This window comes from Parabacteroides sp. AF27-14, assembly GCF_003635425.1.
Taxonomy (GTDB): Bacteria; Bacteroidota; Bacteroidia; order Bacteroidales; family Tannerellaceae; genus Parabacteroides; species Parabacteroides distasonis.
Genome location: NZ_QTLZ01000002.1, coordinates 368,031 through 392,008, shown reverse-complemented (window position 1 = coordinate 392,008; position 23,978 = coordinate 368,031). Strand labels below are relative to the sequence as shown.

Annotated in this window: 21 protein-coding genes and 1 tRNA gene; 10 read left to right on the top strand and 12 right to left on the bottom strand. The window is 48.1% G+C overall.

Going from position 1 to position 23,978, the window contains the following annotated elements:
* The first annotated feature begins 294 nt into the window (after window positions 1-294).
* Complete coding sequence (locus DWY79_RS04010) at window positions 295-519, top strand: hypothetical protein (protein ID WP_005865070.1); 225 nt, start codon at window positions 295-297, stop codon at window positions 517-519.
* A 240-nt stretch (window positions 520-759) separates the two neighbouring features.
* Here the strand turns inward: DWY79_RS04010 and DWY79_RS04005 are convergent, their stop codons facing one another.
* From DWY79_RS04005 to mltG, 7 genes are all read right to left on the bottom strand, one after another.
* On the bottom strand, window positions 760-2,490 hold the full coding sequence (locus DWY79_RS04005; protein WP_122368889.1) for a bifunctional UDP-sugar hydrolase/5'-nucleotidase: 1,731 nt from the start codon (window positions 2,488-2,490) through the stop codon (window positions 760-762).
* 18 nt (window positions 2,491-2,508) lie between these two features.
* The gene (locus DWY79_RS04000) at window positions 2,509-4,935 is read right to left on the bottom strand and encodes an alpha-L-rhamnosidase N-terminal domain-containing protein (RefSeq protein WP_122368888.1); all 2,427 of its coding nucleotides are present in this window, start codon (window positions 4,933-4,935) and stop codon (window positions 2,509-2,511) included.
* Window positions 4,936-5,056: 121 nt separating this feature from the next.
* Complete coding sequence (locus DWY79_RS03995) at window positions 5,057-5,845, bottom strand: 4Fe-4S binding protein (RefSeq protein ID WP_005865064.1); 789 nt, start codon at window positions 5,843-5,845, stop codon at window positions 5,057-5,059.
* A gap of 5 nt (window positions 5,846-5,850) precedes the next feature.
* Complete coding sequence (locus tag DWY79_RS03990; protein ID WP_008778142.1) at window positions 5,851-6,360, bottom strand: TlpA disulfide reductase family protein; 510 nt, start codon at window positions 6,358-6,360, stop codon at window positions 5,851-5,853.
* Between the two features lie 297 nt (window positions 6,361-6,657).
* A complete protein-coding gene (locus DWY79_RS03985) occupies window positions 6,658-7,239 on the bottom strand; it encodes an indolepyruvate oxidoreductase subunit beta (RefSeq protein ID WP_034531934.1) in 582 nt (193 codons plus the stop codon).
* A complete protein-coding gene (locus DWY79_RS03980; protein WP_122368887.1) occupies window positions 7,236-8,837 on the bottom strand; it encodes a thiamine pyrophosphate-dependent enzyme in 1,602 nt (533 codons plus the stop codon). Before DWY79_RS03980 ends, DWY79_RS03985 begins: the two co-directional genes overlap by 4 nt.
* Window positions 8,838-8,941: 104 nt before the next feature.
* Window positions 8,942-9,991: an endolytic transglycosylase MltG gene (mltG, locus tag DWY79_RS03975; protein ID WP_122368886.1), complete on the bottom strand. Its 1,050-nt coding sequence runs from the start codon at window positions 9,989-9,991 to the stop codon at window positions 8,942-8,944.
* Between the two features lie 139 nt (window positions 9,992-10,130).
* Here mltG and DWY79_RS03970 point away from each other — a divergent pair.
* Together DWY79_RS03970 and DWY79_RS03965 are read left to right on the top strand one after the other, a co-directional pair.
* Window positions 10,131-10,217 (top strand) — tRNA-Ser (locus DWY79_RS03970).
* Window positions 10,218-10,356: 139 nt separating this feature from the next.
* Window positions 10,357-10,971 (top strand): recombinase family protein, encoded by a 615-nt coding sequence (locus tag DWY79_RS03965; RefSeq protein ID WP_008773311.1) that lies wholly within the window; start codon window positions 10,357-10,359, stop codon window positions 10,969-10,971.
* An 88-nt stretch (window positions 10,972-11,059) separates the two neighbouring features.
* Here the strand turns inward: DWY79_RS03965 and DWY79_RS03960 are convergent, their stop codons facing one another.
* The 4 genes from DWY79_RS03960 to hypF form a co-directional block, all read right to left on the bottom strand.
* Complete coding sequence (locus DWY79_RS03960) at window positions 11,060-13,120, bottom strand: acetate--CoA ligase family protein (RefSeq protein ID WP_005855031.1); 2,061 nt, start codon at window positions 13,118-13,120, stop codon at window positions 11,060-11,062.
* Window positions 13,121-13,199: 79 nt separating this feature from the next.
* The gene (gene hypB, locus DWY79_RS03955; RefSeq protein ID WP_005865052.1) at window positions 13,200-13,952 is read right to left on the bottom strand and encodes a hydrogenase nickel incorporation protein HypB; all 753 of its coding nucleotides are present in this window, start codon (window positions 13,950-13,952) and stop codon (window positions 13,200-13,202) included.
* A gap of 29 nt (window positions 13,953-13,981) precedes the next feature.
* Window positions 13,982-14,329 carry a hydrogenase maturation nickel metallochaperone HypA gene (hypA, locus tag DWY79_RS03950; RefSeq protein ID WP_122368885.1) on the bottom strand — a complete coding sequence of 116 codons (348 nt, stop codon included), beginning with the start codon at window positions 14,327-14,329 and terminating at the stop codon, window positions 13,982-13,984.
* Window positions 14,330-14,341: 12 nt separating this feature from the next.
* Window positions 14,342-16,624, bottom strand: a complete 2,283-nt coding sequence (hypF, locus tag DWY79_RS03945; RefSeq protein WP_122368884.1) for a carbamoyltransferase HypF — start codon at window positions 16,622-16,624, stop codon at window positions 14,342-14,344.
* Between the two features lie 159 nt (window positions 16,625-16,783).
* Here hypF and DWY79_RS03940 point away from each other — a divergent pair, with 159 nt between their 5' ends.
* The 7 genes from DWY79_RS03940 to DWY79_RS03910 are packed head-to-tail and all read left to right on the top strand — an operon-like array spanning window position 16,784 to window position 23,222.
* The gene (locus DWY79_RS03940; RefSeq protein WP_005865048.1) at window positions 16,784-17,017 is read left to right on the top strand and encodes a HypC/HybG/HupF family hydrogenase formation chaperone; all 234 of its coding nucleotides are present in this window, start codon (window positions 16,784-16,786) and stop codon (window positions 17,015-17,017) included.
* Window positions 17,005-18,084, top strand: a complete 1,080-nt coding sequence (gene hypD, locus DWY79_RS03935) for a hydrogenase formation protein HypD (protein ID WP_122368883.1) — start codon at window positions 17,005-17,007, stop codon at window positions 18,082-18,084. Before DWY79_RS03940 ends, hypD begins: the two co-directional genes overlap by 13 nt.
* Before the next feature lie 6 nt (window positions 18,085-18,090).
* On the top strand, window positions 18,091-19,140 hold the full coding sequence (gene hypE / locus DWY79_RS03930) for a hydrogenase expression/formation protein HypE (protein WP_122368882.1): 1,050 nt from the start codon (window positions 18,091-18,093) through the stop codon (window positions 19,138-19,140).
* Window positions 19,141-19,159: 19 nt separating this feature from the next.
* On the top strand, window positions 19,160-20,257 hold the full coding sequence (locus DWY79_RS03925; RefSeq protein ID WP_005865043.1) for a hydrogenase small subunit: 1,098 nt from the start codon (window positions 19,160-19,162) through the stop codon (window positions 20,255-20,257).
* Between the two features lie 15 nt (window positions 20,258-20,272).
* A complete protein-coding gene (locus tag DWY79_RS03920; RefSeq protein ID WP_122368881.1) occupies window positions 20,273-21,994 on the top strand; it encodes a nickel-dependent hydrogenase large subunit in 1,722 nt (573 codons plus the stop codon).
* A gap of 14 nt (window positions 21,995-22,008) precedes the next feature.
* Window positions 22,009-22,746: a Ni/Fe-hydrogenase, b-type cytochrome subunit gene (cybH, locus tag DWY79_RS03915; RefSeq protein ID WP_036618017.1), complete on the top strand. Its 738-nt coding sequence runs from the start codon at window positions 22,009-22,011 to the stop codon at window positions 22,744-22,746.
* A complete protein-coding gene (locus DWY79_RS03910) occupies window positions 22,743-23,222 on the top strand; it encodes a hydrogenase maturation protease (protein WP_122368880.1) in 480 nt (159 codons plus the stop codon). The genes cybH and DWY79_RS03910 overlap by 4 nt, the downstream gene beginning before the upstream one ends.
* On the opposite strand, the gene DWY79_RS03905 is transcribed toward DWY79_RS03910, so the two are convergent.
* Complete coding sequence (locus DWY79_RS03905) at window positions 23,188-23,925, bottom strand: MIP/aquaporin family protein (RefSeq protein WP_005855011.1); 738 nt, start codon at window positions 23,923-23,925, stop codon at window positions 23,188-23,190. The genes DWY79_RS03910 and DWY79_RS03905 overlap by 35 nt on opposite strands.
* Window positions 23,926-23,978: the final 53 nt, after the last annotated feature.

Sequence of the window (23,978 nt, the reverse complement as noted above, 5' to 3'; positions counted from 1 at the left end):
GTTTCATCATTTTGTACCGGCGTTCTCTCTCGAATGCGGGTGCAAAAGTAGTGTTATAAAACATAACCTCCAAACTTTTCCGGTATTATTTTTCAAGTTTTTTTCACGAGGGGGATCGCGTACATTAATAATACGTCGATATCCATTCTCGGCTCACATGGCCCACCACGTGGCCTCACGTGTCACCACGTGCACTTAAAACAAGTGCTCCACGAGTACATTTGCACGTATGAAAACGACAAAAACGATCTTGGCCCCGATAGGAAATCACACAGAAAAAACGGCTTTTAGCTCATGAAATCATGCGAAATGCACTTGGTTTTAGTGCTTTCGGATCACGTAAACGTGGGTAAGGACCCATTATATCGCCCCCCAAAGACCCAAAAAGCCGAAGAGGGAAGAACCACACAAACAACTGTATATCCACATGTTAAGGCATCAGGAAAATTCCCCGGCAAAAATCCTAGGGCGCAAAAGGCGCATCTTTACGCTTTCAAAGAAACATTTTTAGAAAAATAATATTTACATCACTCTACAGACAAGAGGGGTATAAACGTTATTTACAGAAAAAGTTTTAGAAACATACGTAAAGATGCGCCCCTTGCGCCCTAACCTATCAGCAACATCCCTAATACGGGATACAAAAAAGTCAATGGGACACGGCCGTAAAGTCATTGAGAAACCATCTCTATTCCATTGACTTTACCACCGTTTCCCATTGAGATACTATCGCAAACCAGACACTTCAAGGACGGAAACTCATTCCCCGAAAAGAAACTTACAATCCCGTTCGGCCGCCGGTCTCGTCCAATCCTGCGGGATCATTTGCCATTGGTTTAAAGGTTGTGGGCTAAGTACGCCCTTTTCCTTTATATATTGAATCATATAATAACGGAGGTCTTTATCGGTCGAATGAATGATACGACTCTTTAACTCGTCTTGGGGAATACCGGCCCCTTTCGTCAATAACTCACCTCCTCCATTACCTCGGTAAGAGTTGAGAGCTACTTTATACGTTTTATTCTCGTCGAAGGGCCTGTTATCCGCCATTTTCAAGATCGTAATCTTCTCACCCTCTGGTTTCGTTACGTCCACGGTGTAAATGATACCAGCTGCGGAGTCAAAGTTAAAACTGAAGTTGACGAATGAGACATAATTCTCCTGTCCTTTCTTTCTCTCTTTCAATAATAAGACATGATCGTCCGGAGATTTCATCTGGTTGGTCCACATAGCGTATGATTCCTCCAAGAAACCTTTGATCTCGGCTCCCGTCAAATTCATCGTATAAAGCATATTCTCATATTTGTAAAGACTGAACATATCGCTGATCGTGATATCCCCTTTATCTATTTTTGCGTCAAAGGATAACGGGGCGGCAAAAGAGACGTCCGCACCAGTCAACTCCAATTGTAAAGAGTGAATAAAATCAATAAAAGCGGATGGCCCAAAGTAAGCGGGACGGGTCGCGATACTCTCCGTAAAAGTTCCCACCTTCTCGGAGACAAAATCATTCACCGCTTTGTATTGCGGAGCGAATTTCTCCATAAACTCCTCGCTAGGCTCCAACTTATCCACATCCGTCAAAACACCCGATACTTGTTTGTCCAAAACCTTTCCATGCTCCATCTTTAACACGACATCAACGGAACCGACTACACGCCCATTACTTGCCGGATTTATCAGTAACACGGAATCTCCCTCGATATTCGCCACCTTACCACAATACCGGCGATGATCATGCCCCATCATAACCACATCGAAGCCCGGAATGCGCTGGGCAACCTCCATCGACGCATCCTCACGGTACTGGCCGGACATGGTACGAGCCTCATTTCCCGCATGAAAGATACCTACCACAACATCCGGTTTCTCCTTCTCCTGAATGATCTTCATCCATTTACGGGCCGTCTCTTCCATATCGGCGAAATAAAGACCTTGCCACAGAGTCTCCGGTAACCATACAGGAATGGCCGGAGTAATCATCCCCAGTACAACGATCTTCACACCATCACGCTCAAATACCTCATAGGGCTTTAAATAGTTCTCCCGGTCGGAGGTACGGATAATATTGGCACCCAAGATAGGGAAATCACATTGTTTGATCCAACGATCGAAAACGGCATGGCCAGCCTCTACATCATGGTTACCCATATTTCCCGCATTGTACCCCATATAATTCATCATGGCGGAAGCTATATGCGTAGAGACCGTATCCATGAAATTGTAATAATACGCCGAAGGTTGTCCTTGCAAGATATCGCCATTATCCAATAGCAAAAGGTTATCGCCATACGCCCGGCGTTCTTCTTGCACGAACGAATATACCCGTGCCAGACTTCCTCCCCACTCCCGCTGCTCGATAAAATTATACGGGAAGAAGTTTCCATGGATATCACTGGTTTCCACTAATTTCAACTTTACTTCCTTCGTTGTCGCCGACAGACCGAGAGCGACCAGCAGCAATAAGGCAATTGAATAAACTCGTCTCATATCAGGATTTTAGATAGATTAATGACGCGAAGATAACGAAATAACCTGTTCGCCCGGTTTCAACGGGATTTCTTTTCCATTCCAGATAAATATACCCGTAGTACCTTCCGGCAAGACCAGACGGGCGGTTCCCTCACCTCTCTCATCCAATTTATAAGCGGCGGTCACGCTTCCAAGCGGATGTGGGATCGTACCGGAAACCTCCTTCAGTTTTCCCAAAGACGGAGCGATCCGTATCTTCCTAAATCCGGGAGCATCGCTATCTATCCCCAACAAGATCCGGTAAAACTCGATATTCGGACTGGCTCCCCAAGCATGGCAATCAGAACGGGATGGCTCCGGCATCTCTGCCCATGTGGTCAATCCCAACGCCATCTGATCCCGCCATATTTGTAAGTTATCCAAGAACTGATCCCCTAAACCGGAAACTTTCAACGCTTGATTCAAGTAATAACGGAAATAGATCGTACACTGGATCAAGCTCGTATCCGCCAAGGTTTGGTTCATCACCTTTACGGCCTCCTCCCCTTTCGTAACCCCAGTCAAGATCGCCAAGGCGTTCACATGCTGGGAATAGCTGCGATGATCCTGCGTATCGGCGAATAGATTACGGGCAGCGTCCCAATATTTCGGGCGGATCGTCTTACGCATCTCGGTAGCGATCTTCCGGTAATGATCCGCCATGGCAGGGAGGCCGATCGCTTGTTCCATCTCCGCCGCAAATTCCAAGGTCATTATATACATCAAATCTTGGAGCGCCGAGTTTCCCTCTTTCTCCCGTATCGGCTCGCCATAATCAAAACCGGCCGCCCAATCCACGAAGAACCAATGAGGAACGTACGACAAACTATAATCCGGCTTCAACCATTGCTCGTACCACGACAAAACCTGACGGTAAGCGGGAAGCAAGGTCTTCATGTATGCCTCATCCCCACGGTACATCCAATAATCGTGCCCCATACAAATCCACCAGAGAGAGAACGAGGATATAAACTGATGTACGCTAGACGGATATCGGCTCATCGTAATCCCTTCCGCCACCATGGACTGCCGTCCTTGCTCTAGGGCATTCTTCACCATATAAGGGTCTGATGTATTATACATGGAAATCATTGCCTGTATGCGTGTATCCCCGAAATATTGCAGTTGCTCGTAATACGGGCAGTCCATATACGTCTCATTGGCGCACAGACGGGCGGTACGCCATCCTATCTCGAGCATACGGCCCAGCTCCTCATGTCCCGGAGCGGAGAAAGCGGTCTCGTTACGGAAAGGATAGGCGGAGAAAGTCCCATACATATCCTCGATCACCAAAGGCTCGGAAGCCGTCTTCACTTTCAACTCCACATATCTCCATGTACGCCACCACAGGGAGGTGAAGAGACGATTATCTCCCCCATCAGCCAGTATCTTATCCCCGTACCCGATAAACTGCTTATCCGTCAACTCGTCCCGATGTCCCTTGCCATTCAACGCATACGATTTAGTGGTCGATTCCTCTTCTTGCTTATAGAGGGCTTCCGAATAACCGATATGGATCTCGGCCTCCTTTCCTTTGCTGAAGGCTAAGGAGAAATAACCCGTCGTCAGGTAATCATTATCCAGAAGCAAGCGGACCTCCATATTCGCCGGGATCGTCAAAGCTTTTGGCCAGTAAGGAAATCCTTGCGGGCATTCGATCCCTTCCGACCGGCGGAGCTTGGCCAGACGCTCGATCCGGCTGTCCATCGGAGGTATCGGGCTAGGAACCAGCAACCGTCCCGGGTAATCTCTCGATCCTTTCGTGGCACCCTCCATGCCCCGTACGGCCTTCTCCCATTTCCTGTCGTCGTAATCCGGTTGTTCCCAGCCCCAAGGATAAGCGGAGGCTTCCAGTTCCTCGCCCGGGCCAGCCACGTAATACCCCAATACCTGCCATTCGGTCCAAGGAGCATACGCCTTATTACGCAGGCAGACCCAAGTGGTATCCGTATTTACCACCGCCTCATGCCCCGTATTGCCTTGCAGGATAAAACCCGTCTGATCGTAACTGATCTGGGCGACAGGTTTCCGCTCGGCATAATTCCAGACAACGGAGGCCAGCGTATTCTTCCCTTTCTTCAGATAAGGAGCCAGATCCACCGTCTCGAAACTCCAGTTATAGATATCCCCACGGGCCGGGCCCAAGGATACCAATTTCCCGTTTACATATAATTTATACCGGTTATCGGCGGAAACATGGACGATAAACCGGGAAGGAACCACCTCCAGATCGAACGATTTACGAAAATGATAGACCCCATATACATTCGGGGCCTCACCCGGGTAGGAGATCCAACGGGCTTTCCATCGTCCCTCGAAAAGAGAAGGATCGATCTTCTCCTGATTATACCCTTTCAGGCTAATCTGGGAGGAAAGGGAGAAGGCTTGAAACACAAAAAGCAAAAGGAATAAATAGGTTTTCATACAAACACGGTATTATTTGAGATTAACGATCCGAACAAAGGTACAAAAAAAGAGAAAGCGCCAAAAGAACTTTTGCCTTTTGACGCTTTCCCTCACCATATACCGGATGCCCGGTCCTCCATTAGAAGAATATCTCCGGCTCCCTGCGCGCGCTAAAGTTCTTATGGAGCATCGCCGTGTAAGGAGTATCGAAAGTACGTGCGCCCTCGGGACACTCTTTCACGCAGGCGCAACATTTGATACATAGGTTCGGGTCGCTATACATACCCTCGTCTGCCAAGGATATCGCATGCGTAGGACACACATCCACGCAATACTCACATTGCGTACATAAATCGTTATCCGTAACAGGAGCTTGAGGAGTGGAAGGGCCTTTCACCCGATACGGGAAATTACCTTTCACCTCCAAGGCGGACAAGCATTCCACGCAGGAAACCTTCTCCAGCTCCTCGATAATCTTTTTCCCGAATTCCGTAGCCTGATTAAGATCCGACTCGTCCGGACGCCCCTCGGCAATGGGCATCCCCTTGCGGCTGAAAGAATGCTCGCCGATAAACGCTCCGGCAGCCACAGGTACGAACCCCTGCTCCGACACTAAATCACAGAGCTCTTTCAAGGCATCCTCATAATCCCGGTTCCCATACAGTACCACGGGGACTACCGGCGCATGGTGGGCAGAACGGAACATGCGAAAACGTTCCATGGCAGTCTCCGCCACACGGCCACCGTATACAGGAGCGGCTATAATCGTCAGCTCATCATCAATATACTCTTCCATATCCAGACTCTCACAAGTGACATCCGACTCGGACATCGAAGTGGCACCCATTCCTTCCGCTATCGCGTAAACGATCTTGGCGGACGTGTGTGTCGGAGAAAAATAAATTAAATGTATGTTACTATATTTCATGATTCTTATTTTAACGCACCCTCTATTTTAGTCATTAACTCAGCAAATTCCTCATCGGTATAGCCTTTGCTCGTATAAATGATCTTCCCGTCTTTTCCGACCAAATAGCCACGAGGGATCAAGTTCTTGGCGAAAGCGCCGAAAATAGCCCGGTCCTTATCGGGATACAAAGGAAAATCGAAGCCTTTTTTCTCGTTATATTTCTGTAGATCGGCATCGGAATGCTCACGCCCGATCACCAAGAGAACGAAGTCCTTGTTGTTCTTGTATTTGGGCCAGAGGGTTTGTTGGACAGCGGCCAATTCTTTTTGGCAGGGAGGACACCAAGTGGCGAAGAAATTCACGAGGATCACTTTTCCCTTTAACGAAGCGGACTGCAACTTACTCCCGTTGTCGGAAACAATCGTAAATGACGGCATGGTATCACCGACCTTCACGATATCGGAATTATCCTCCTGAGCTTTGCCTACGAAAGCCAATAACGCTAGTAAACTAGCCAATAAATACTTCTTCATAACCTTAATCATTTCTCGTTTAGGATTCAGCGACAAAGATACATTAAAATTCTCATCAAACCGCATAATTCTAAGGCTTACGAAAGTTCTACGGTGCCGTACCTACCCCTCGACAACGCCTACGGAGTTTTTTCGATGCTGTACCTACCCCTCGACAGTGCCTCCAGAGTTTTTTTGATGCCGTACCTACCCCTCGACAGCTCTTCTAAAAGTTCTAGGGGGTTAGATGTTAAAAAAAACGTACGTGAAACCCGGAGATGTCACGTACGCTGATATCATGCAAACCCGGAGAAAGATTTACCGCAAACTTTGCGCTAAGTCATAACCGGCTTTCAATGCCTTTAGGTTCATATTAACTATATCCTCGCCCTTACGACCGAATATCTGACGGATTCCCGCCTCGATCTTATCATACTCGATCCCGATAAATGGGGCAGCTGCACCCAACATCACGATATTGGCGGCACGGACAGAACCCGCTTCCTTGGCGATCTCCTCCACGTCCAATACGACCTTGTGAGGGAGCTTGTCCAACTCGGCGTTCACTTTCTCGATCTCCGGATAGTTCGGGATGTTCACGAACGGACGGGAGTTTGTCACCAGCCAACCCTCTTTCTTCAGGTAAGGCAGATAACGCAAGCTCTCCATCGGTTCCAAGGAGATGATCAAATCGGCGTGGCCCTTCGGGATCAAGTCCGAGGCGATCGGCTCGTCGGAAAGACGCAGGTTAGACTGCACGTCTCCACCCCGTTGACTCATACCGTGAACTTCCGCTTGCTTCATATACAGACCTTCTTTTAAGGCGGCTTCTCCAATAACGGCGGCGATAGAAAGGATACCCTGTCCTCCTACACCTGATAGTATAATATCTGTTTTCATTTCTTGCTTGCTTTTTTCTTTCTGGTTAATGTCTGGATACACTCACGGCGGGGGATCAATACGGATACGCCCTTGTACTCGATTTCCTCACGGATGATAGACTTCATCTCCTCGAAGTTCTTTTTTAAAAGAACCATCACACGGATGTGAGCCGGATCCACACCGATACCGGCGCAGATAGACTCCAGACGTCCTGTTCCGGCGGAATCCTGCCCTCCGGTCATGGCCGTCGTCTCATTATCGGAGATAACGATGGTGATATTCGTGTTCTCGTTCACGCAATCCAGCAAACCAGTCATACCGGAATGGGTAAACGTAGAATCGCCGATCACGGAGATAGCAGGGAATACACCCGCATCGGAAGCGCCCTTCGCCATCGTGATGGAGGCGCCCATATCGATACAAGAATCGATCGCACGGAAAGGAGGCAAAGCTCCCAAGGTATAACAGCCGATATCGCCAAACACCTTAGCCGTACCGTTATACTCGGCGATCACCTCGTTCAAGGCCTCATACATATCCCGGTGTCCACAACCTTGGCACAATGCGGGCGGACGTTGCTCAACCACCTCGGGGATCGCGTAATAGCTCTGGATCTCCTTACCCAAGGCTTTGCCTACCGCGTCTGGCGTAAGCTCGCCGTCACGCTGAAGCGTACCGTCCAGACGGCCATGAACCGTCACGCCTTTCGCCAAGAAACCTTTTAATTGCTCTTCAACGACCGGATATCCCTCTTCCAACACCAAGATCTCCTTACACTCGCCAACGATCTTCTCCACTTGCTTTCTCGGAAGCGGATACTGGGAGATCTTCAATACGGGATGCTCGAAACCGTCCGGATAATTCTCGGAAAGATAATTGAAAGCGATACCCGTCGTGATGATACCCAAGTCTTTATTCGGGGCATCGAAATACTTATTATACGCGGAATTCTCGGAAGCTTCCGTGAAAGCCTCTTGAGACGCCAGCAAACTCTTGAAACGTTTACGAGCCAATGCCGGGAGTAAGATAAAACGTTGACGACCGTCTTCCGGACAATTCATCCGGTTCTCCGGCTTCAACGGGCTGGTTACGACACCGGCACGAGAATGCGCCATACGGGTCGTTACACGCAGCAAGATAGGATACCCTAATTTCTCGGATAACTCGAATCCATGATATACCATATCATAAGCCTCTTGCTGGCTGGATGGCTCAAACATCGGGATCATGGCGAAATTGCCATAAATACGGTTGTCTTGCTCATTCTGGGAAGAGTGCATGGATGGGTCGTCGGCCGTAAGGATGATCATACCTCCGTTGATACCGCTCATAGCGGCGTTCATAAAGCAATCGGCGGCTACATTCAAACCCACGTGCTTCATGCAGCAAAGCGCACGTTTACCGGCATAGCACATACCCAAAGCGGCTTCCATGGCGGTTTTCTCATTCGCGCTCCAGCGACAATGGATACCTCTTTCCTTCGTTACCGGAGAACCTTGGATATATTCTGTGATTTCAGTAGAAGGGGTTCCCGGGTATGCGTATACCCCGGAGATTCCAGCGTCTATAGCGGCTTGCGCTATGGCCTCGTCCCCCAAAAATAAATGTTTTTCCATGTGTATCTGTTTTCTTAATATTGACTATTCACACTATTTAGCCGCCAAAGGTAATGAAAAATGTTCAATTTAGAATGAGAGACTTATGATTTATACTAGATCCATTACCGTATCCGGCGCCTATTCAACTCCGCCCGATACCGGTTGGCATTACGGTTATGCTCCGCCAACGTCACGGCGAAATTATGCCGTCCCGAGAAATCCTCCTTAGCGCACATGTATAAGTATTTATGTTTCGTATGATTCAATACGCTATTCAAGCCCTTGATAGTAGGAATCCGTAGAGGACCGGGAGGCAGGCCCGCATATTTATAGGTATTATAGGGAGAATCTATTTCCAAATGCTCAAATAAGATACGTTGCAAAGAAAAATCCCCCACCGCGAACTTTACGGTAGGGTCTGCCTGTAAAGGAATACCAGCATGAAGGCGGTTGATATAAAGGCCCGCCACGATTGGATATTCGTCCGATGCCGCCGTCTCCTCTTCTACGATAGAAGCCAAGATAGATACCTCGACTGGAGTAAGCCCGATCTCCTCTGCCTGTTTCAATCGTTCCGGTGTCCAGAAAGCGTCATATTCACGCTTCATGCGACGTATAAATTTATCCGCGGATATATTCCAATAAATCTCATAGGTATTAGGAATGAAGAGGGCATTGATCGTTTCCGGGGTAAAACCTAAAGAGTCGCAATACACAGAATCATTCAATAGACGCAGGAGATTTTCCTTCCCGAACATCAATTGATCACTTATACGTTCCGCCAAATCTTCCTTGAAACGGATATTATTAAAAGTAACCCGGGCCGCTACTTGATGTCCTCTCCGCAAGTCATTCAATAAGGTTAAATTACTCATGCCGGGCTTCACGGCGTATCGACCGGTACGCATGGACGCAGGATACTTCAACAATCCACTCAATTGCTTAAAGCTACCGATACGGAGACAGTTCGCCGAATCCCTCAACTGCCGGCAAAGATCATTAAAATCCTTTTTATCATCTATATAGACATAGACCGTCTTATCCGGCTTAAAATTCGGAGCCCAAGCCAAACGGTACACCCAAAAGCCTCCACCGCCTATCAAAACAACGAGAATCGCTATCAAGGCGATAATTATCGGACGCCTCGATAAAATTTGTTTGTTCAAATCCATGAATAATCTATTGAATATCAGAATAAGGCACAAAAGTAGTATCTTTTTTCGAAAAAAATGATGTGCAAAGCCTTGTTTATTTAAAATTATAGTTCTACCTTTGCATCGCAATTCTAAGGAAGAAGCACAGAACACACAAGGAAGTGTGGGTGAGTGGCTGAAACCACCAGTTTGCTAAACTGACGTACTCGTAAGGGTACCGGGGGTTCGAATCCCCCCGCTTCCGCAAAGAGCCAACTAATAAATTTATTAGTTGGTTTTTTTGTTTTTAAGCCAACCGAATTAAAGTGTTTCATATATTTGTCATATTTGAACTTATCGTAAGTCGATCTGTTATTAAAAGGAGATAATTAAATATATACATTATGACAATTGCTTTTATCCGAACATATAATAATAAGCAAAACTCCGAGGTCCAAGAAGCTGTGATCCGGGAATTTGCCGAATCTCAGAAGATAGAGATCGGGAAGTGGGCTAAAGAGGTGGGAAATAGTCCTCGTGCGAACCGCAGACTGGAAAGTATTGTCAAATCTTTAAGTCCCGGGGATGAGATACTTGTGTCCGATATATCCCGTGTGAGCCGTAAGATGATCGAGATCATCCATATCATTTTGCTTTGTATAGAGCGAAAGGTAACGCTTCGTAGCGTAAGCGACGGATATGTGTTCGAGGATAATATCGACAGTAAGACTTTGGCCTTTACCTTCGGTCTGGTCTCCGAGATCGAGCGAAAGCTGGTCTCTATCCGTACGAAGGAAGCCCTTGCCTTGATCAGAAGTAAAGGTGTGGTGCTGGGCCGTCCGAAAGGTAGTCAACAAATGGGACGCTTGGAGCCTTATAAGGAACAAATCGAGAAAGACTTGAAAGACCCGAGCTTGACTTACGCCCAGATAGCGGAGAAATACAATGTATCGCTAAGTAGCTTCAAACGCTTTCTGAAAGAGTATCTTCCCGATAAGAAAAAGAAGAAGAAGAAATAATGATTCAATGTGCCAATATGCCAATGAAATACCAGAAGTGGATAATTTAGATATTAGCATATTCGCATATTGGCACATTGAATCATTATTATTTCTCTATACGGATACGGGCGTCTACAGCGAACAAGCCTCTATCCGTAGCCACCAACGGATTTATATCCATTTCTTTTATCTCGCTGGCAAAACGCAATAAGGTAGAGAGGCGAACGATAATGTCCGCATATTGTTGCTCGTCGATGCCCTTTTGCCCACGCGTACCTTTAATGATCGGATACCCTCTCAAGGAACGAATCATTGAATAAGTCTCATCATATGATAACGGTGCCAAACCATAAGACACATCCTTCAATACCTCCACGAAGATTCCACCCAACCCGCAAAGTACCACATGGCCGAAACGATCCTCATATTTAGCTCCCAAGAATAATTCCTGTCCTTTCAACATCGGTTGTACCATGATGCCCGTAACACCCGGCAGACGCATCATACGTTCATACTCGAACAATAAATGCTCTTCTCCACGGATATTCAAGGCCACACCACCGATATCGCTCTTATGCACAGGCCCCACAACCTTGGCTACCACCGGATATTTCACCTTCTTGGCAAAAGCCAGCAACGCATCCCTATCATCCGAAGCATATTCCTCCACTAACGGGATATTAGCGGCACGCAACAATGTACGCACTTCCTCCGGATTTAAATAACCGCTACCCGGCAACCGGTCTATGATACGACGAACTTCCGGTACATCCACGCCATATAGCTGGATATCCGTGCTCATCGGTTTCGGCGTATTGATCACCCGTGAAAGGGCGGTACCCAATGTCACCTCGTCCGAGAAGTTCACATGGCCTTTCTTGACAAAGCTCTTCACCTCCGGTCCGGCCGTCACGATAGACGGTAATATCGGGAAGATCGGCTTCTTGCACTCTTCCATCTTTTTATGAAGCACCTCATAGGTATCATAAAGTTTTACCAAACCGGGACTACCGAAGATGACCATCATCAAATCCACATTATCGAAACGATTCTCACAGAAATCGATGGCTGTAGCCAGATGTTCCGGTGTCCCCGTACCGATAATATCAATCGGATTACCGACAGCGGCACCCGGATACAGTTTGGATTTCAACTCATCAGCGATAGGGCCTTCCAAACTAGGAACATTCAAACGCCCCTTGGATAAAGCGTCCGCCAGCATTACCGCAGGCCCTCCGGCATGTGTCACGATCGCACAATTCTTCCCTTTCACGTCTTTCAAGGTAAAGATACTCGCCACGGTAGTCAATTCCTCACGGCTAAAACAACGCACGATACCCGCCTTACGGAACAAAGCCTCCACGGCAGAGTCCGAACTAGCGATAGCACCCGTATGCGAAGAGGCAGCTCGCTTTCCCGACTCCGTACTTCCCGCCTTGATAGCGGCGATCTTGCATCCCTTACGTATCAAGGAAGACGCATGATACAACAATTTATCCGGTTGCTTGATTTGCTCGATATACAACATCTTGATCTTGGAATCCAATACCGGATCAAAGTTCCGATCCATATATTCAAGGATATCCTCTACTCCATTCTGCTTGGAGTTCCCAACCGACCAAACAGAAGAGAAACGCAGCCCTTTTGTCAGCGCCGACTCGATAATGAACAAGGCCGTACCGCCGGAGCTAGAGATGAAATCCACGCCATCGGGATGGAATTCCGGTATCGGTTGCGTAAACACGCCATGATAATTCATATTCATCAACCCGATACAGTTCGGGCCGATCAAGGAGGCTCCCGCCTCATTCACGACATCCAGCATCTGTTGCTCCAAGATACCGCCCTCGTGTGTCTCCTCGCCGAAGCCGGCCGAGATCACGATAAAAGCTTTTACCCCCTTTTGCCGGGCCAGCACTTCCATCACCTCGGGGCACGATTTACTCGGAATCGAGATGATCGCCAACTCCGTCTCCGGGATATCATGTACAGAAGGATAAGACTTGACGCCTTGCACATCTGTCTCCTTGGCGTTTACCACACATAATTCTCCTTTATATTTTCCATCCAACAGGTTTCGCACGATACGACCGCCCGGTTTATGTACGTTGTTGGAACCTCCCACCACTACGATGCTTTGAGGATTAATCAATTCTCGGTTAATCATAACATTTTGATTAGTTAGATTCAATGAATGGGAGCAAATATAGTTTTTTTCTCCATTTATTCATTAAAACCCGGGGTATTTATTTACACTTTGCACTCTCTGTCTGCAACCAGTCACACCATGCATCCATCCCGTCTCCTTTCGTGGCGGACACCTCGAATATCTGGAGATGGTGATTTACCTTCAAGGCGTTTTCCCGAAGCACTTCCACTTTTGTATTCAGATAAGGAGCCAGATCAATCTTGTTGATTACGCAGATATCTGCCTCCTGAAAGATATGTGGGTATTTCAACGGTTTATCATCTCCCTCCGTCGTACTCACGATAACGACTTTCTTGGACTCTCCGAGATCGAACATGGCCGGACAGACCAGATTGCCGACATTCTCTATAAAAAGGATCGCTCCCTCCTTCGGATTCAGATGCTTAACGGCATGATTGACCATGTCGGCTTCCAAATGACAGCCGGTACCGGTATTTACCTGAAACACGGGAATCTCCAACGCCGCTATACGGTCGGCATCGTTTGAGGTTTGTTGATCGCCTTCTATCACATAGATCGGTCGCTTCGCTTTCAAACGGCGGATCGTCTCTTCCAGCAAGGTTGTCTTACCGGATCCGGGCGAACTCATCAAGTTCAGGCAGAACAGGTTCTTAGCCTCGAAATATCCCCGGTTTCGCTCCGCCAATAAGTTGTTACGTTGAAGTATATCTTGTTCCAGATTGATTACGATCCCTTCATCAGGATGGTGATGATGTTCATGGCCATGAGAATGCTCATGCGTATGATCGTGATGGTGATGATGCTCTCCGCATCCGCAAGTTCCGCACATAGTATTTAAGTTTTTATTTCATTAATATATCATTCCTTTTTAATAACAATCGACTTCACCCGAAGTTCCTTCCCTTTAAGGATTTTAACTAAATAGGAGCCACAATGGGGACAAGGGGAAAACAAGGCGTTCATTGGGAAAATGGTCTCACATTCGCTACACTGTCCTTCCCCCTCAATATAATGACGGATAATCCGGGCCTTTTCCAGCTTGCTACCTTTTATGGCGCTATCCAATGCGAACTCTAAGGTTTGGATCTCTACGCCGGACAAATGTCCTATCTCTAACTCCAACTCTTCGACCACCGAGGCTCCCCGGTTATCCGCTTGTTCCTCGACCAGCTCCACGATGCTACGGGCTATAGACAACTCATGCATATCTGATCTCTTTTAAAAGGGAGTCACCGAGGCGATCGTTAATTGCCCCACGGCTATCCCCCCATCGTTACAAGGTATACGAGACGGAATATAGACGGGGACCCCAGCCATGATGAACTGTCTCCTCATCGACTCCGTCAATAATTTATTCTGGAAACATCCTCCCGAGATAACCACTTGTGTCGCTTTCGTCCGTTTAATCAACAAGCGGGCTTTCTGCACAAACAAGGAAGCCAATGTCGTATGGAAACGGGCGGATATCAAGCTCACCGGGACCTCGTTCGTCTTATCATGCAATAATGCCTCAAACAAAGAATAAAAAGAGATTTCCTCTCCCTCCGCCGAGACTGGATACGCATAAGCGTTCCTCTCTCCCATCGCCGCCTGCTCCAATAAGACCGGAGCCTCCGATTGGTGGCTGGAGACATCGCAAATCCCCAATAAAGAAGCTACCGCATCAAACAGCCGGCCAGCGCTGGATGTATAGGGTGTATTCACACCTTTCTCCATCATTCGTTCAAGCATAGCGATCCTTTCCGTGCCTATGCGTTCCACGAAATCGGCCGGATAAGGAATACCCGACGGTTCGTCCTTGAAATAATGCCACAAATAGGCGACAACCATTCGCCATGGCTCCTCAGCCGCCTTGTCGCCTCCCGGTAACGGGACATACTCAAAATGGGAAAGGCGACGGTATTTCGCTCGGTCACAAAAGAAGAACTCGCCTCCCCAAACCTTACCATCATCACCCAGACCTGTCCCATCCATCACGATAGCGAGAACCGGCTCATTCAATCCATGCTCCAACATACAAGCAGCGGCATGAGCATGATGATGTTGTACCTTTAATAAAGGTAAGGAAAGAGATTTCGAGATACGTTCCGCCTCTTGGCTGGAAAGATAATCCGGATGCAGGTCACAAACCAATCGCTGGAGATTGAAACGAAACAAATGACGAAACCGCTCCATAGATTCCGTATAGAACCGGAAAGTCTCCCAGTTCTTTAAGTCGCCAATATATTGACTTTGCAGGATCGTCTCTCCTTTTCCCAAAGCGAACGTGTTCACTTTCTCCGCACCAAAAGCCATGATCCCCTCCACATTTGTATCCGTGAAAAAGGGTTCCGGCACATAGCCCCGGGAACGACGGATCAAGCAAGGTTGTCCTCCGCAGACCTGCAATACAGAATCATCTACCCGGTTATGGATCGGGCGATTATGATGCAAGAGGATCGCTACCTTTCCCGCTAATTGCGCCTCCGCATCCTCCGGGGTGATCGCTATCGGCAAATCGCTTAGATTCCCGCTGGTCATTACCAACGCAGGTATCCCTGTACGAGCAAACCAATCGTAATGAATCGGCATATAAGACAACATACATCCTAGCGTATGCATGCCCGGATTGATTCCGGAAGCTAACCGGCTCCGTTGCCTCAGCAGTACGATCGGACGGCGCCAAGAAACTAAGCATCGCTCCTCCATCGGCTCCGTTACTGTATAGACTTGCAGATGTTCCAGATCACGGAACATAACAGCGAATGGTTTGGTATCCCGCTGCTTTATCTCTCGCAGACGGGCAACCGCTCTCTCGTTCGAGGCATCACAAATCAAATGATAGCCTCCGATTCCTTTAGCCGCAATAACCTCTCCACCAAGCAATAAGCGAGAGGTAAGTTTCAATAAGGTCTCATAATCGATATAAGTCTCCTCGTTATAAGTCGCATAATAAGTCGGGCCACAATGATTGCAAGCGATCGGTTGGGCATGGAAACGGCGATCGATAACATTCGTATATTCTTTCTCACAATCGGGACACATAAGGAAACCGCCCATCGTTGTCTGCGAACGGTCGTAAGGAAGGTCCCGGATAATAGAGAAGCGAGGGCCACAATGCGTACAATTAATAAAAGGATATCCGATTCGATGGGGTTGAGTAGTCCGGTCTCGCATACAATCCGCACAAACAGCGATATCCGGGGAGACCTGCGTGACCTCATCCGATTCTGAATGGCTAGGCGTAATCGTAAAATCGTCAAAATCATCTTCATCCATTTCCGTAGATGTATAGGAGATCCGATGGATATAAGCGACACGAGGATGCTCGGTCCGTATACGACTTATCAGCAAATCCCGATCATCCGGAGTAGCGGCAACCAAGATACGTACTCCATTATTCATATTCTCCACACAACCTTTCATCCCCAGATCTTTAGCGATCCGGTAGATAAAAGGGCGAAAACCAACCCCTTGAACCAAGCCTTGAATAATCAACGCATATACTTTATTCTTCGCCATAGCACAAATATAGGAATAAATGTCTAATCAGACACGAATCGACTATCGTATTTACTAAAGAGATATTATCTATCATCTTATAAATAATATTTATCAATTTTATCTTTCCCACTTAAACATATTAAGTATCTTTGAGGTTATTAAATAAATTGAAACGATATGTGTTTAGCGGTACCCGGAAAGATTATCTCAATCGATCGAAGCATCCCCGAAATGACCATGGCTAAAGTTGATTTCGGAGGCATCCTAAAGAATATATGTATTGAATGGGTGGATGTGAAACAGGGGGATTATATCCTCGCTCACGCAGGAATCGCTATATCCGTGGTAGATGAGAAAGAAGCGGAGGAAACACTGAAAGACCTTAAAGAATTACAAAAGTGCGTTTCGTAGACGAATATAGAAGCAACGAGAAGGTACAAACTCTTCTGGAGGCCATCCGCAAAAAGGTGACACGACCTTGGTATATCATGGAGATTTGTGGCGGGCAAACACATGCTATCGCCCGTTATCGGCTGGAAGAGATGTTGCCGCCGGATCTTCAACTGCTCCATGGGCCGGGCTGCCCGATCTGTGTAACACCGGTCGAGACAATCGACTACGCCTTGAAGTTGGCGACACAGCCGAATGTGATCTTAGCCTCTTTCGGGGATATGATGCGAGTTCCGGGAAGTAAGGAGGATTTATTGAGCATAAAAGCGAGAGGAGCGGATATCCGTATGCTATATACGCCCTTGGATGCCCTATCACTCGCCAAGGAGAATCCGGATAAGGAAATCGTATTCTTCGCGATTGGTTTTGAGACGACCGCACCTGTCCACCTCATGGCTTTGAAAGAGGCCATACGCCGAGGACTTCCGAACTTTTCCATATTGACTTCCTTATTCACGGTACCACCCGCTATCGAGACTATCTTATCAGATCCGGAAAGCAAAGTGAATGGCTTCCTGACAGCCGGACATGTCTGCGCCATCACAGGCAACAGAGCCTATCACCGATTAGCCGCCCGATATAAAATCCCGATGGTCGTCACCGGATTCGAGCCGGTAGATCTATTATATGGTATCTACCGCTGTGTCTCCCAGTTGGAAGCCGGAAGTTATGAGGTAGAGAACGCTTACAAACGGGCCGTCCCCGAACAAGGGAATGCCGCCGCCCGCCAACTTATGGACGAGATGCTGGAACCTTGCGACCAAGACTGGCGAGGCATCGGAATCATCCCCTCCAGCGGGCTTCAACTTCGATCCGAATATAAAAGATATTCCTCCCGAATGAGATTTCAATTGCGTCCGGAAGAAAACCAGATCGCATCCGAATGTATCGCCGGACTGATTATGAGAGGTTTGAGACAACCCTCGGACTGTCCCCATTTCGGGAAGGCCTGCCATCCCACCCATCCGCTGGGAGCCCCGATGGTCTCCTCGGAAGGGGTTTGTGCCGCTTATTATAGATATAAATAGAAAGATATGGATATACACTTGAATTGCCCGCTTCCTTTTACCGACTCAGACCGTGTGTTACTAGCGCACGGAGGGGGAGGACGCATGACACACCAACTGATCAGCCAAGTATTTTATCCGGCTTTCCGGAACCCATTATTGGAGCAGGATCATGACGGATGCGTGTTCCCTATGGAAGAAGGGCGACTGGCCTACTCTACCGACTCCTTCGTGGTAGACCCGATCTTTTTCCCCGGAGGAGATATCGGTGATCTGGCGATCAACGGGACCGTTAACGATTTGGCTTGTTGTGGTGCCCGTCCTTTGTATCTGACCGCCGGGTTTATACTGGAAGAGGGCTTGCCTCTAGCAGATCTTCAGCGTATCGTACAATCCATGAAACGTGCGGCGGAGCGTGCCGGCGTACAGATCGTAGCCGGAGACACAAAAGTGGTGGAACGGGGCAAGTGCGATAAATTGTTTATCAACACCAGTGGGATCGGGATCGTCCCTCCGGGCATACGAATCGCCCCAGACCAAGCCACTCCCGGCGATGTCGTCATTTGTAGTGGCCCGATTGGTCTACATGGTATCACGATCCTTTCCGCACGGGAAAGCTTGGGATTCGAGACGGATCTAAAAAGTGATACCGCTTCGCTAAACATTCTGATTTCTGAGCTGTTACATACTATAGGAGAGGTACATGTCTTACGTGACCCCACCCGAGGTGGCGTAAGCGGAACCCTCAACGAGATCGCCCAAGACGCTGGTGTGGATATCCTGCTGGACGAAGACGCCCTGCCTATTCCGGAAGCGGTACGTGCCGCATCCGAGATGCTAGGATTAGACCCACTCTATATAGCGAACGAAGGATTGGTTCTTGTGATCCTGCCGGAAAGCCTTGCGGAACAAGCGTTACCTCTTATGAGACGTTTTGAGGAGGGCAGGCAAGCGACCGTTATCGGCCGTATCACCAAGCAAAGCGGAGAGCAAGCCCGGGTCAAGATGAAGACATTATACGGTAACTACCGGATCATCGATATGCTAAGCGGGGAGCAACTCCCCCGTATTTGTTAGAATACTTAATTGCTGAGATATGGAAAATAAAAGACCGTCCGTTTACGAAGAGTGCCGTCAGAAAGGCATCTCCCGCCGGGACTTCCTGAAGTTCTGTACCACCATGGCCGCCCTGATGGGATTGGAGGCTTCGGGAGTGGCACAGGTAGTAAATGCCTTGGAGACGAAACCCCGCCTTCCGATCATCTGGCTACACCTACAGGAATGTACCTGTTGTACCGAATCGTTTATCCGTGCCGCCCACCCGATCGTGGCTACCTTGTTGTTAGACAAGATTTCCCTAGACTATACCGAGACGCTGATGGCCGCCGCCGGCGAACAGGCCGAGGCCGCTAAGGAAGAGACCATGAAAAAGTATTACGGCAATTATCTGCTGATGATCGAGGGATCGTTACCTACAAAAGACGAGGCTTATTGTTGCGTAGGCGGCAAGAGTGCCTTGCAGATCACCGAAGAGGCCGCCGCAGGAGCTAAAGCGATCATCGCTTGGGGCAACTGCGCTTCCGCCGGTTGCGTGCAAGCGGCGAACCCGAATCCTACCGGCGCTAAAGGTATCCATAAAGTCATCAAAGGTAAACCTATTATTAATGTACAAGGCTGTCCTCCGATCGCCGACGTGATGGCGGGTGTCATTATCTATATGTTGACCTTCGATCGTATGCCACAATTGGATGGATTGGGCCGTCCGAAGATGTTCTACTCACGCCGGGTACATGATACGTGCTACCGCCGTGCGAATTTCGACGCCGGTTTGTTCGTGGAGAGCTTCGACGATGAGAACGCCAAGCATGGCTACTGCCTGTATAAAGTGGGATGCAAAGGTCCAAGCACCTATAACTCGTGCGGTATCATCAAATGGAACGAGGGCACCAGTTACCCAATCCAAAGCGGTCACCCCTGTTTAGGTTGCAGCGAGGAGAATTTCTGGGACAACAGCCCGTTCTATAAACGTATGCCCGATATACACGGATTCGGTATCGAGGCCACGGCGGATCAGATCGGTCTGGCTCTTGGAGCCGCTACCGCCGCCGGTATCGCCGTACATGCCGTAGCGACTAACATACGGAAAAAAGAGCTTATCGACAATGATGAGCCGGAAAGTAAATCTACGATCTAATAAAACACTACTATCATGTCAGAAAGAATTGTCATAGACCCCATTACCCGTATAGAAGGCCACCTGCGGGTAGAGGCTGAAATAGAAGGTGGCACTATCAAGAACGCCTATAGCTCGGGTACCATGGTGCGGGGCATCGAGAATATCGTAAAAGACCGGGATCCCCGGGATGTATGGGCTTTCGTAGGCCGTGTTTGCGGCGTATGTACTTCCATCCACTCGCTTGCCTCGGTACGGGCGGTCGAGAACGCACGGGGTATCGTGATCCCTCCCAACGCCAGTATGGTTCGTAATATCATGCAAGCCGTATTGTATATGCATGACCATACGGTGCATTTCTATCAATTGCATGCATTGGATTGGGTAGATGTGGTATCCGCCTTAAAAGCCGATCCGAAAGCCGCCGCTTTACTTGCCCAGCAACTTTCTCCATGGGCAAAGAATACCGAGGGGTATTTCACCGCCACACAACAACGGCTAAAGAAGTTCGTTGCCAGCGGGCAGCTTGGTATATTCGCCAATGGGTATTGGGGACATCCGGACTATAAACTTACGCCGGAACAGAACCTTATCGCTACCGTCCATTATCTGGATGCGTTGGAATGGCAGAAAGAGGTCGTTAAGGTACACGCCGTGTTCGGGGGCAAGAATCCGCATCCAAACTATATCGTAGGCGGTATGCCTTGCAGCATCGACTTAAATGAGGCCAATGCGATCAACGCAGATCGACTCGCTCTGGTAAAGCAGAAACTAGAGGAGGCGAAAACATTCATCAATCAAGTTTATATCCCGGATTTATTGATGATCTCCAACGTTTATAAAGACAAATGGAGTAAGATTGGCGGAGGAGTACGAAACTATTTGTCTTACGGAGACTATCCGATGTTCGATCTCGGGGAAGTGGAAAGTTATAAGATCCCCAGAGGAATCGTCTTGGATCGTGACCTTAGCAAGGTACATCCCGTAGACGCTAACTCCCCGGAAGAAATCAAGGAGTACATTTATCATTCATGGTATAAATACACGCAAGGAGACAAAGCCGGTTTGCATCCCTACGAGGGAGAGACCCATCTGGAATATACTGGCCCTCGTCCCCCCTATAAGTTATTGGACGTAGAGGATAAATATAGTTGGATCAAGACGCCACGGTGGAAACAGGAGCCAATGGAAGTGGGTCCGTTAGCTCGTTTGATCGTAGCCTACGCCGCAGGGAAGGAACCCCAAAAGAGTATCGTAGACGAGACTTTACGTCAGCTCGACTTGCCGGTAGATGCTTTATTCTCTACCCTAGGACGCACCGCTGCTCGTGGATTGGAATGTAGAATGGCAGCAGACTGGGCCCTTGAGTTTTTCAACCAATTGATCAAGAACCTAGAGAACGGGGATTCCCGGATGGCAAACAGTGCCGAATGGGAACGGGAGAACTGGCTCGATCATGAGCAAGGCGTAGGATTGGCCGAAGCTCCCCGTGGAGCATTAGCCCATTTCATCGTGATCGACAAGAACCGGGTAAAGAACTACCAGATGGTAGTGCCTACTACTTGGAACGCCTCACCGAGGGATGAGAACGGCGTATTGTCCGCCTACGAGTCCGCTTTGATCGGTACGCCGATATACGATCCGAAGCAACCCCTAGAGATTCTTCGGACGATCCACTCTTTCGATCCTTGTCTGGCTTGTGCCGTGCATCTGTATGACGAGGAAGGAAAATATGTGCACCAAGTTGATACATTCTAAAAAACAATAGAGCCATGAAGAGTCGTAAGAAACGTTTAAGAGAAGTGTATGTATGGGAATTACCCGTACGTATCTATCATTGGGTGAATGCGCTCTGTATCGCCATACTCTGCGTGACAGGCTTTATCATCGCCGATCCTCCCGCGATCATGTCCGCTTCGGAGGCTTATTTCAGCTATTGGTTCGGCGTGGTTCGGTTTATCCATTTTGTAACAGCGTTCGTATTCTTCTTCAATTTCGTATTCCGGCTTTATTGGGGATTCGTCGGGAATCGTTATGCCAGATGGAATAACTTCATCCCTTTAAAGAAATCCCAATGGAAAGAGGTATTGGAGGTGATCAAGGTAGATATCTTGATGATTAAGAACAAACCGGTAGACAGTATCGGGCATAACGCCTTGGCTAGCTTGATTTATTTCGGAACTTTCTGGGCATTTTTGTTACAAAGTATCACAGGATTCGGCCTATACGCCAAGATGAGTCAGTCTTTCTTCCCGCAATTGTTCGCATGGACCATCCCGTTGATGGGCGGGGATTTGATGGCTCGCCAGATTCATCATTTCCTGATGTGGTTCTTCATCCTTTTCGCTATCGTTCATATTTATCTGGTATTTTATCATGACTATATCGAGCAACGTGGTGAGACTTCGTCCATCATCGGTGGCTGGAAGTTTATCGAGGAAGACATAGCGGACAAGGAAGAGGTAACCGAGACTGCCGAGACTATCACTAAGATCGCTAAAAAAGGATGAAAGTGGAGAAGGAAACATTAGTATTAGGAGTAGGCAATTTATTGCTGAAAGACGAAGGTGTAGGCATACACGTTATCAAGGCTTTAGAAAACGAGAAGCTCCCGGCTCACGTCCATTTGATGGACGGGGGCACGGGAGGACTTCATTTATTAAGTTGGCTGCAAGGATATGACCGTATCATCATGATCGACGCCACGCTGGATAATAACCCTCCGGGCACCGTCCGTCTGATCCAACCTCGTTACGCCACCGACTTTCCCCCGCTCATGAGCGCCCACGAGATCGGTCTAAAAGATATGATCGACGCCATGATCCTAACCGAAGATCTCCCAGAAACCCATCTCATTGTCATCTCCGCCCTCAATATCAACGAGGTCGGAATGGATCTGACACCCGAGGTAAAGGCGGCGGTTCCGAAAGTGATCCGGATGATACAAGAGATTATTTCAATACATAATAGAGCATACCGGCAATAGCGGCCCCAGCTATCGGCCCTAAAACAGGTACCCAAGCATACTCCCAATGGCTGCTGCCTTTTCCCTTGATCGGCAAAATAAAGTGTATGAACCGGGGAGCTAAATCACGGGCAGGGTTAATCGCATAACCGGTAGTTCCACCTAAGGAAAGACCGATTACCCAGACCGTAAACGCTACCGGAATGGCACCTACCGAACCTAAACCTATCGGCAAGGTACTATTGCTTTCGTAGGTTAGTTCTCCGTCCGTTATAAAAAATACGACAAACATCAAGGCGAACGTACCGATCATCTCACCTAAGAAATTAATTGGATAATCTTTGATAGCAGGACTCGTACAGAATACGCCTAATTCCGCATCCGGATCATCCGTAGCGTTGAAGTGATCCTTATAAACCAGCCAGACCAATAAAGCGCCCAAAGCGGCACCTATCATTTGCCCGGCTATATAAGTACATACATCACACCAAGGGAAAGTCCCTCCGATCGCCAAGCCGATCGATACCGCCGGATTCAAATGTGCGCCACTATAAGGGCCGGCTACCACAACACCGATAAATACGCCTAAAGCCCAAGCGGTCGTTATCGCTATCCAGCCCGCTCCATTGCCTTTTGTTTTCGACAAACAGACATTCGCTACAACTCCTCCTCCCATCAGGATCAAGAGCATAGTCCCTAATAATTCCGCTAAAAATGGAGACATAAGATAATAATTTAAGAATTTGTTAACTTGTTAATCTGCCTATAAGATGATTT

Excerpts from the sequence above, each read along its gene's own strand:
- mltG (WP_122368886.1), bottom strand. The coding sequence starts at position 9,991 with ATGGATTTGAACAAACAAATTTTATCGAGGCGTCCGATAATTATCGCC.
- hypF (WP_122368884.1), bottom strand. The coding sequence starts at position 16,624 with ATGGCGAAGAATAAAGTATATGCGTTGATTATTCAAGGCTTGGTTCAA.
- DWY79_RS04005 (WP_122368889.1), bottom strand. The coding sequence starts at position 2,490 with ATGAGACGAGTTTATTCAATTGCCTTATTGCTGCTGGTCGCTCTCGGT.
- DWY79_RS03910 (WP_122368880.1), top strand. The coding sequence starts at position 22,743 with ATGAAAGTGGAGAAGGAAACATTAGTATTAGGAGTAGGCAATTTATTG.
- DWY79_RS03960 (WP_005855031.1), bottom strand. The coding sequence starts at position 13,120 with ATGATTAACCGAGAATTGATTAATCCTCAAAGCATCGTAGTGGTGGGA.
- hypA (WP_122368885.1), bottom strand. The coding sequence starts at position 14,329 with ATGCATGAGTTGTCTATAGCCCGTAGCATCGTGGAGCTGGTCGAGGAA.
- DWY79_RS03925 (WP_005865043.1), top strand. The coding sequence starts at position 19,160 with ATGGAAAATAAAAGACCGTCCGTTTACGAAGAGTGCCGTCAGAAAGGC.
- hypE (WP_122368882.1), top strand. The coding sequence starts at position 18,091 with ATGGATATACACTTGAATTGCCCGCTTCCTTTTACCGACTCAGACCGT.
- DWY79_RS03985 (WP_034531934.1), bottom strand. The coding sequence starts at position 7,239 with ATGAAAACAGATATTATACTATCAGGTGTAGGAGGACAGGGTATCCTT.
- DWY79_RS03905 (WP_005855011.1), bottom strand. The coding sequence starts at position 23,925 with ATGTCTCCATTTTTAGCGGAATTATTAGGGACTATGCTCTTGATCCTG.
- hypB (WP_005865052.1), bottom strand. The coding sequence starts at position 13,952 with ATGTGCGGAACTTGCGGATGCGGAGAGCATCATCACCATCACGATCAT.
- DWY79_RS04000 (WP_122368888.1), bottom strand. The coding sequence starts at position 4,935 with ATGAAAACCTATTTATTCCTTTTGCTTTTTGTGTTTCAAGCCTTCTCC.
- DWY79_RS03965 (WP_008773311.1), top strand. The coding sequence starts at position 10,357 with ATGACAATTGCTTTTATCCGAACATATAATAATAAGCAAAACTCCGAG.
- DWY79_RS03980 (WP_122368887.1), bottom strand. The coding sequence starts at position 8,837 with ATGGAAAAACATTTATTTTTGGGGGACGAGGCCATAGCGCAAGCCGCT.
- DWY79_RS03990 (WP_008778142.1), bottom strand. The coding sequence starts at position 6,360 with ATGAAGAAGTATTTATTGGCTAGTTTACTAGCGTTATTGGCTTTCGTA.
- DWY79_RS03920 (WP_122368881.1), top strand. The coding sequence starts at position 20,273 with ATGTCAGAAAGAATTGTCATAGACCCCATTACCCGTATAGAAGGCCAC.
- cybH (WP_036618017.1), top strand. The coding sequence starts at position 22,009 with ATGAAGAGTCGTAAGAAACGTTTAAGAGAAGTGTATGTATGGGAATTA.
- DWY79_RS04010 (WP_005865070.1), top strand. The coding sequence starts at position 295 with ATGAAATCATGCGAAATGCACTTGGTTTTAGTGCTTTCGGATCACGTA.
- DWY79_RS03940 (WP_005865048.1), top strand. The coding sequence starts at position 16,784 with ATGTGTTTAGCGGTACCCGGAAAGATTATCTCAATCGATCGAAGCATC.
- DWY79_RS03995 (WP_005865064.1), bottom strand. The coding sequence starts at position 5,845 with ATGAAATATAGTAACATACATTTAATTTATTTTTCTCCGACACACACG.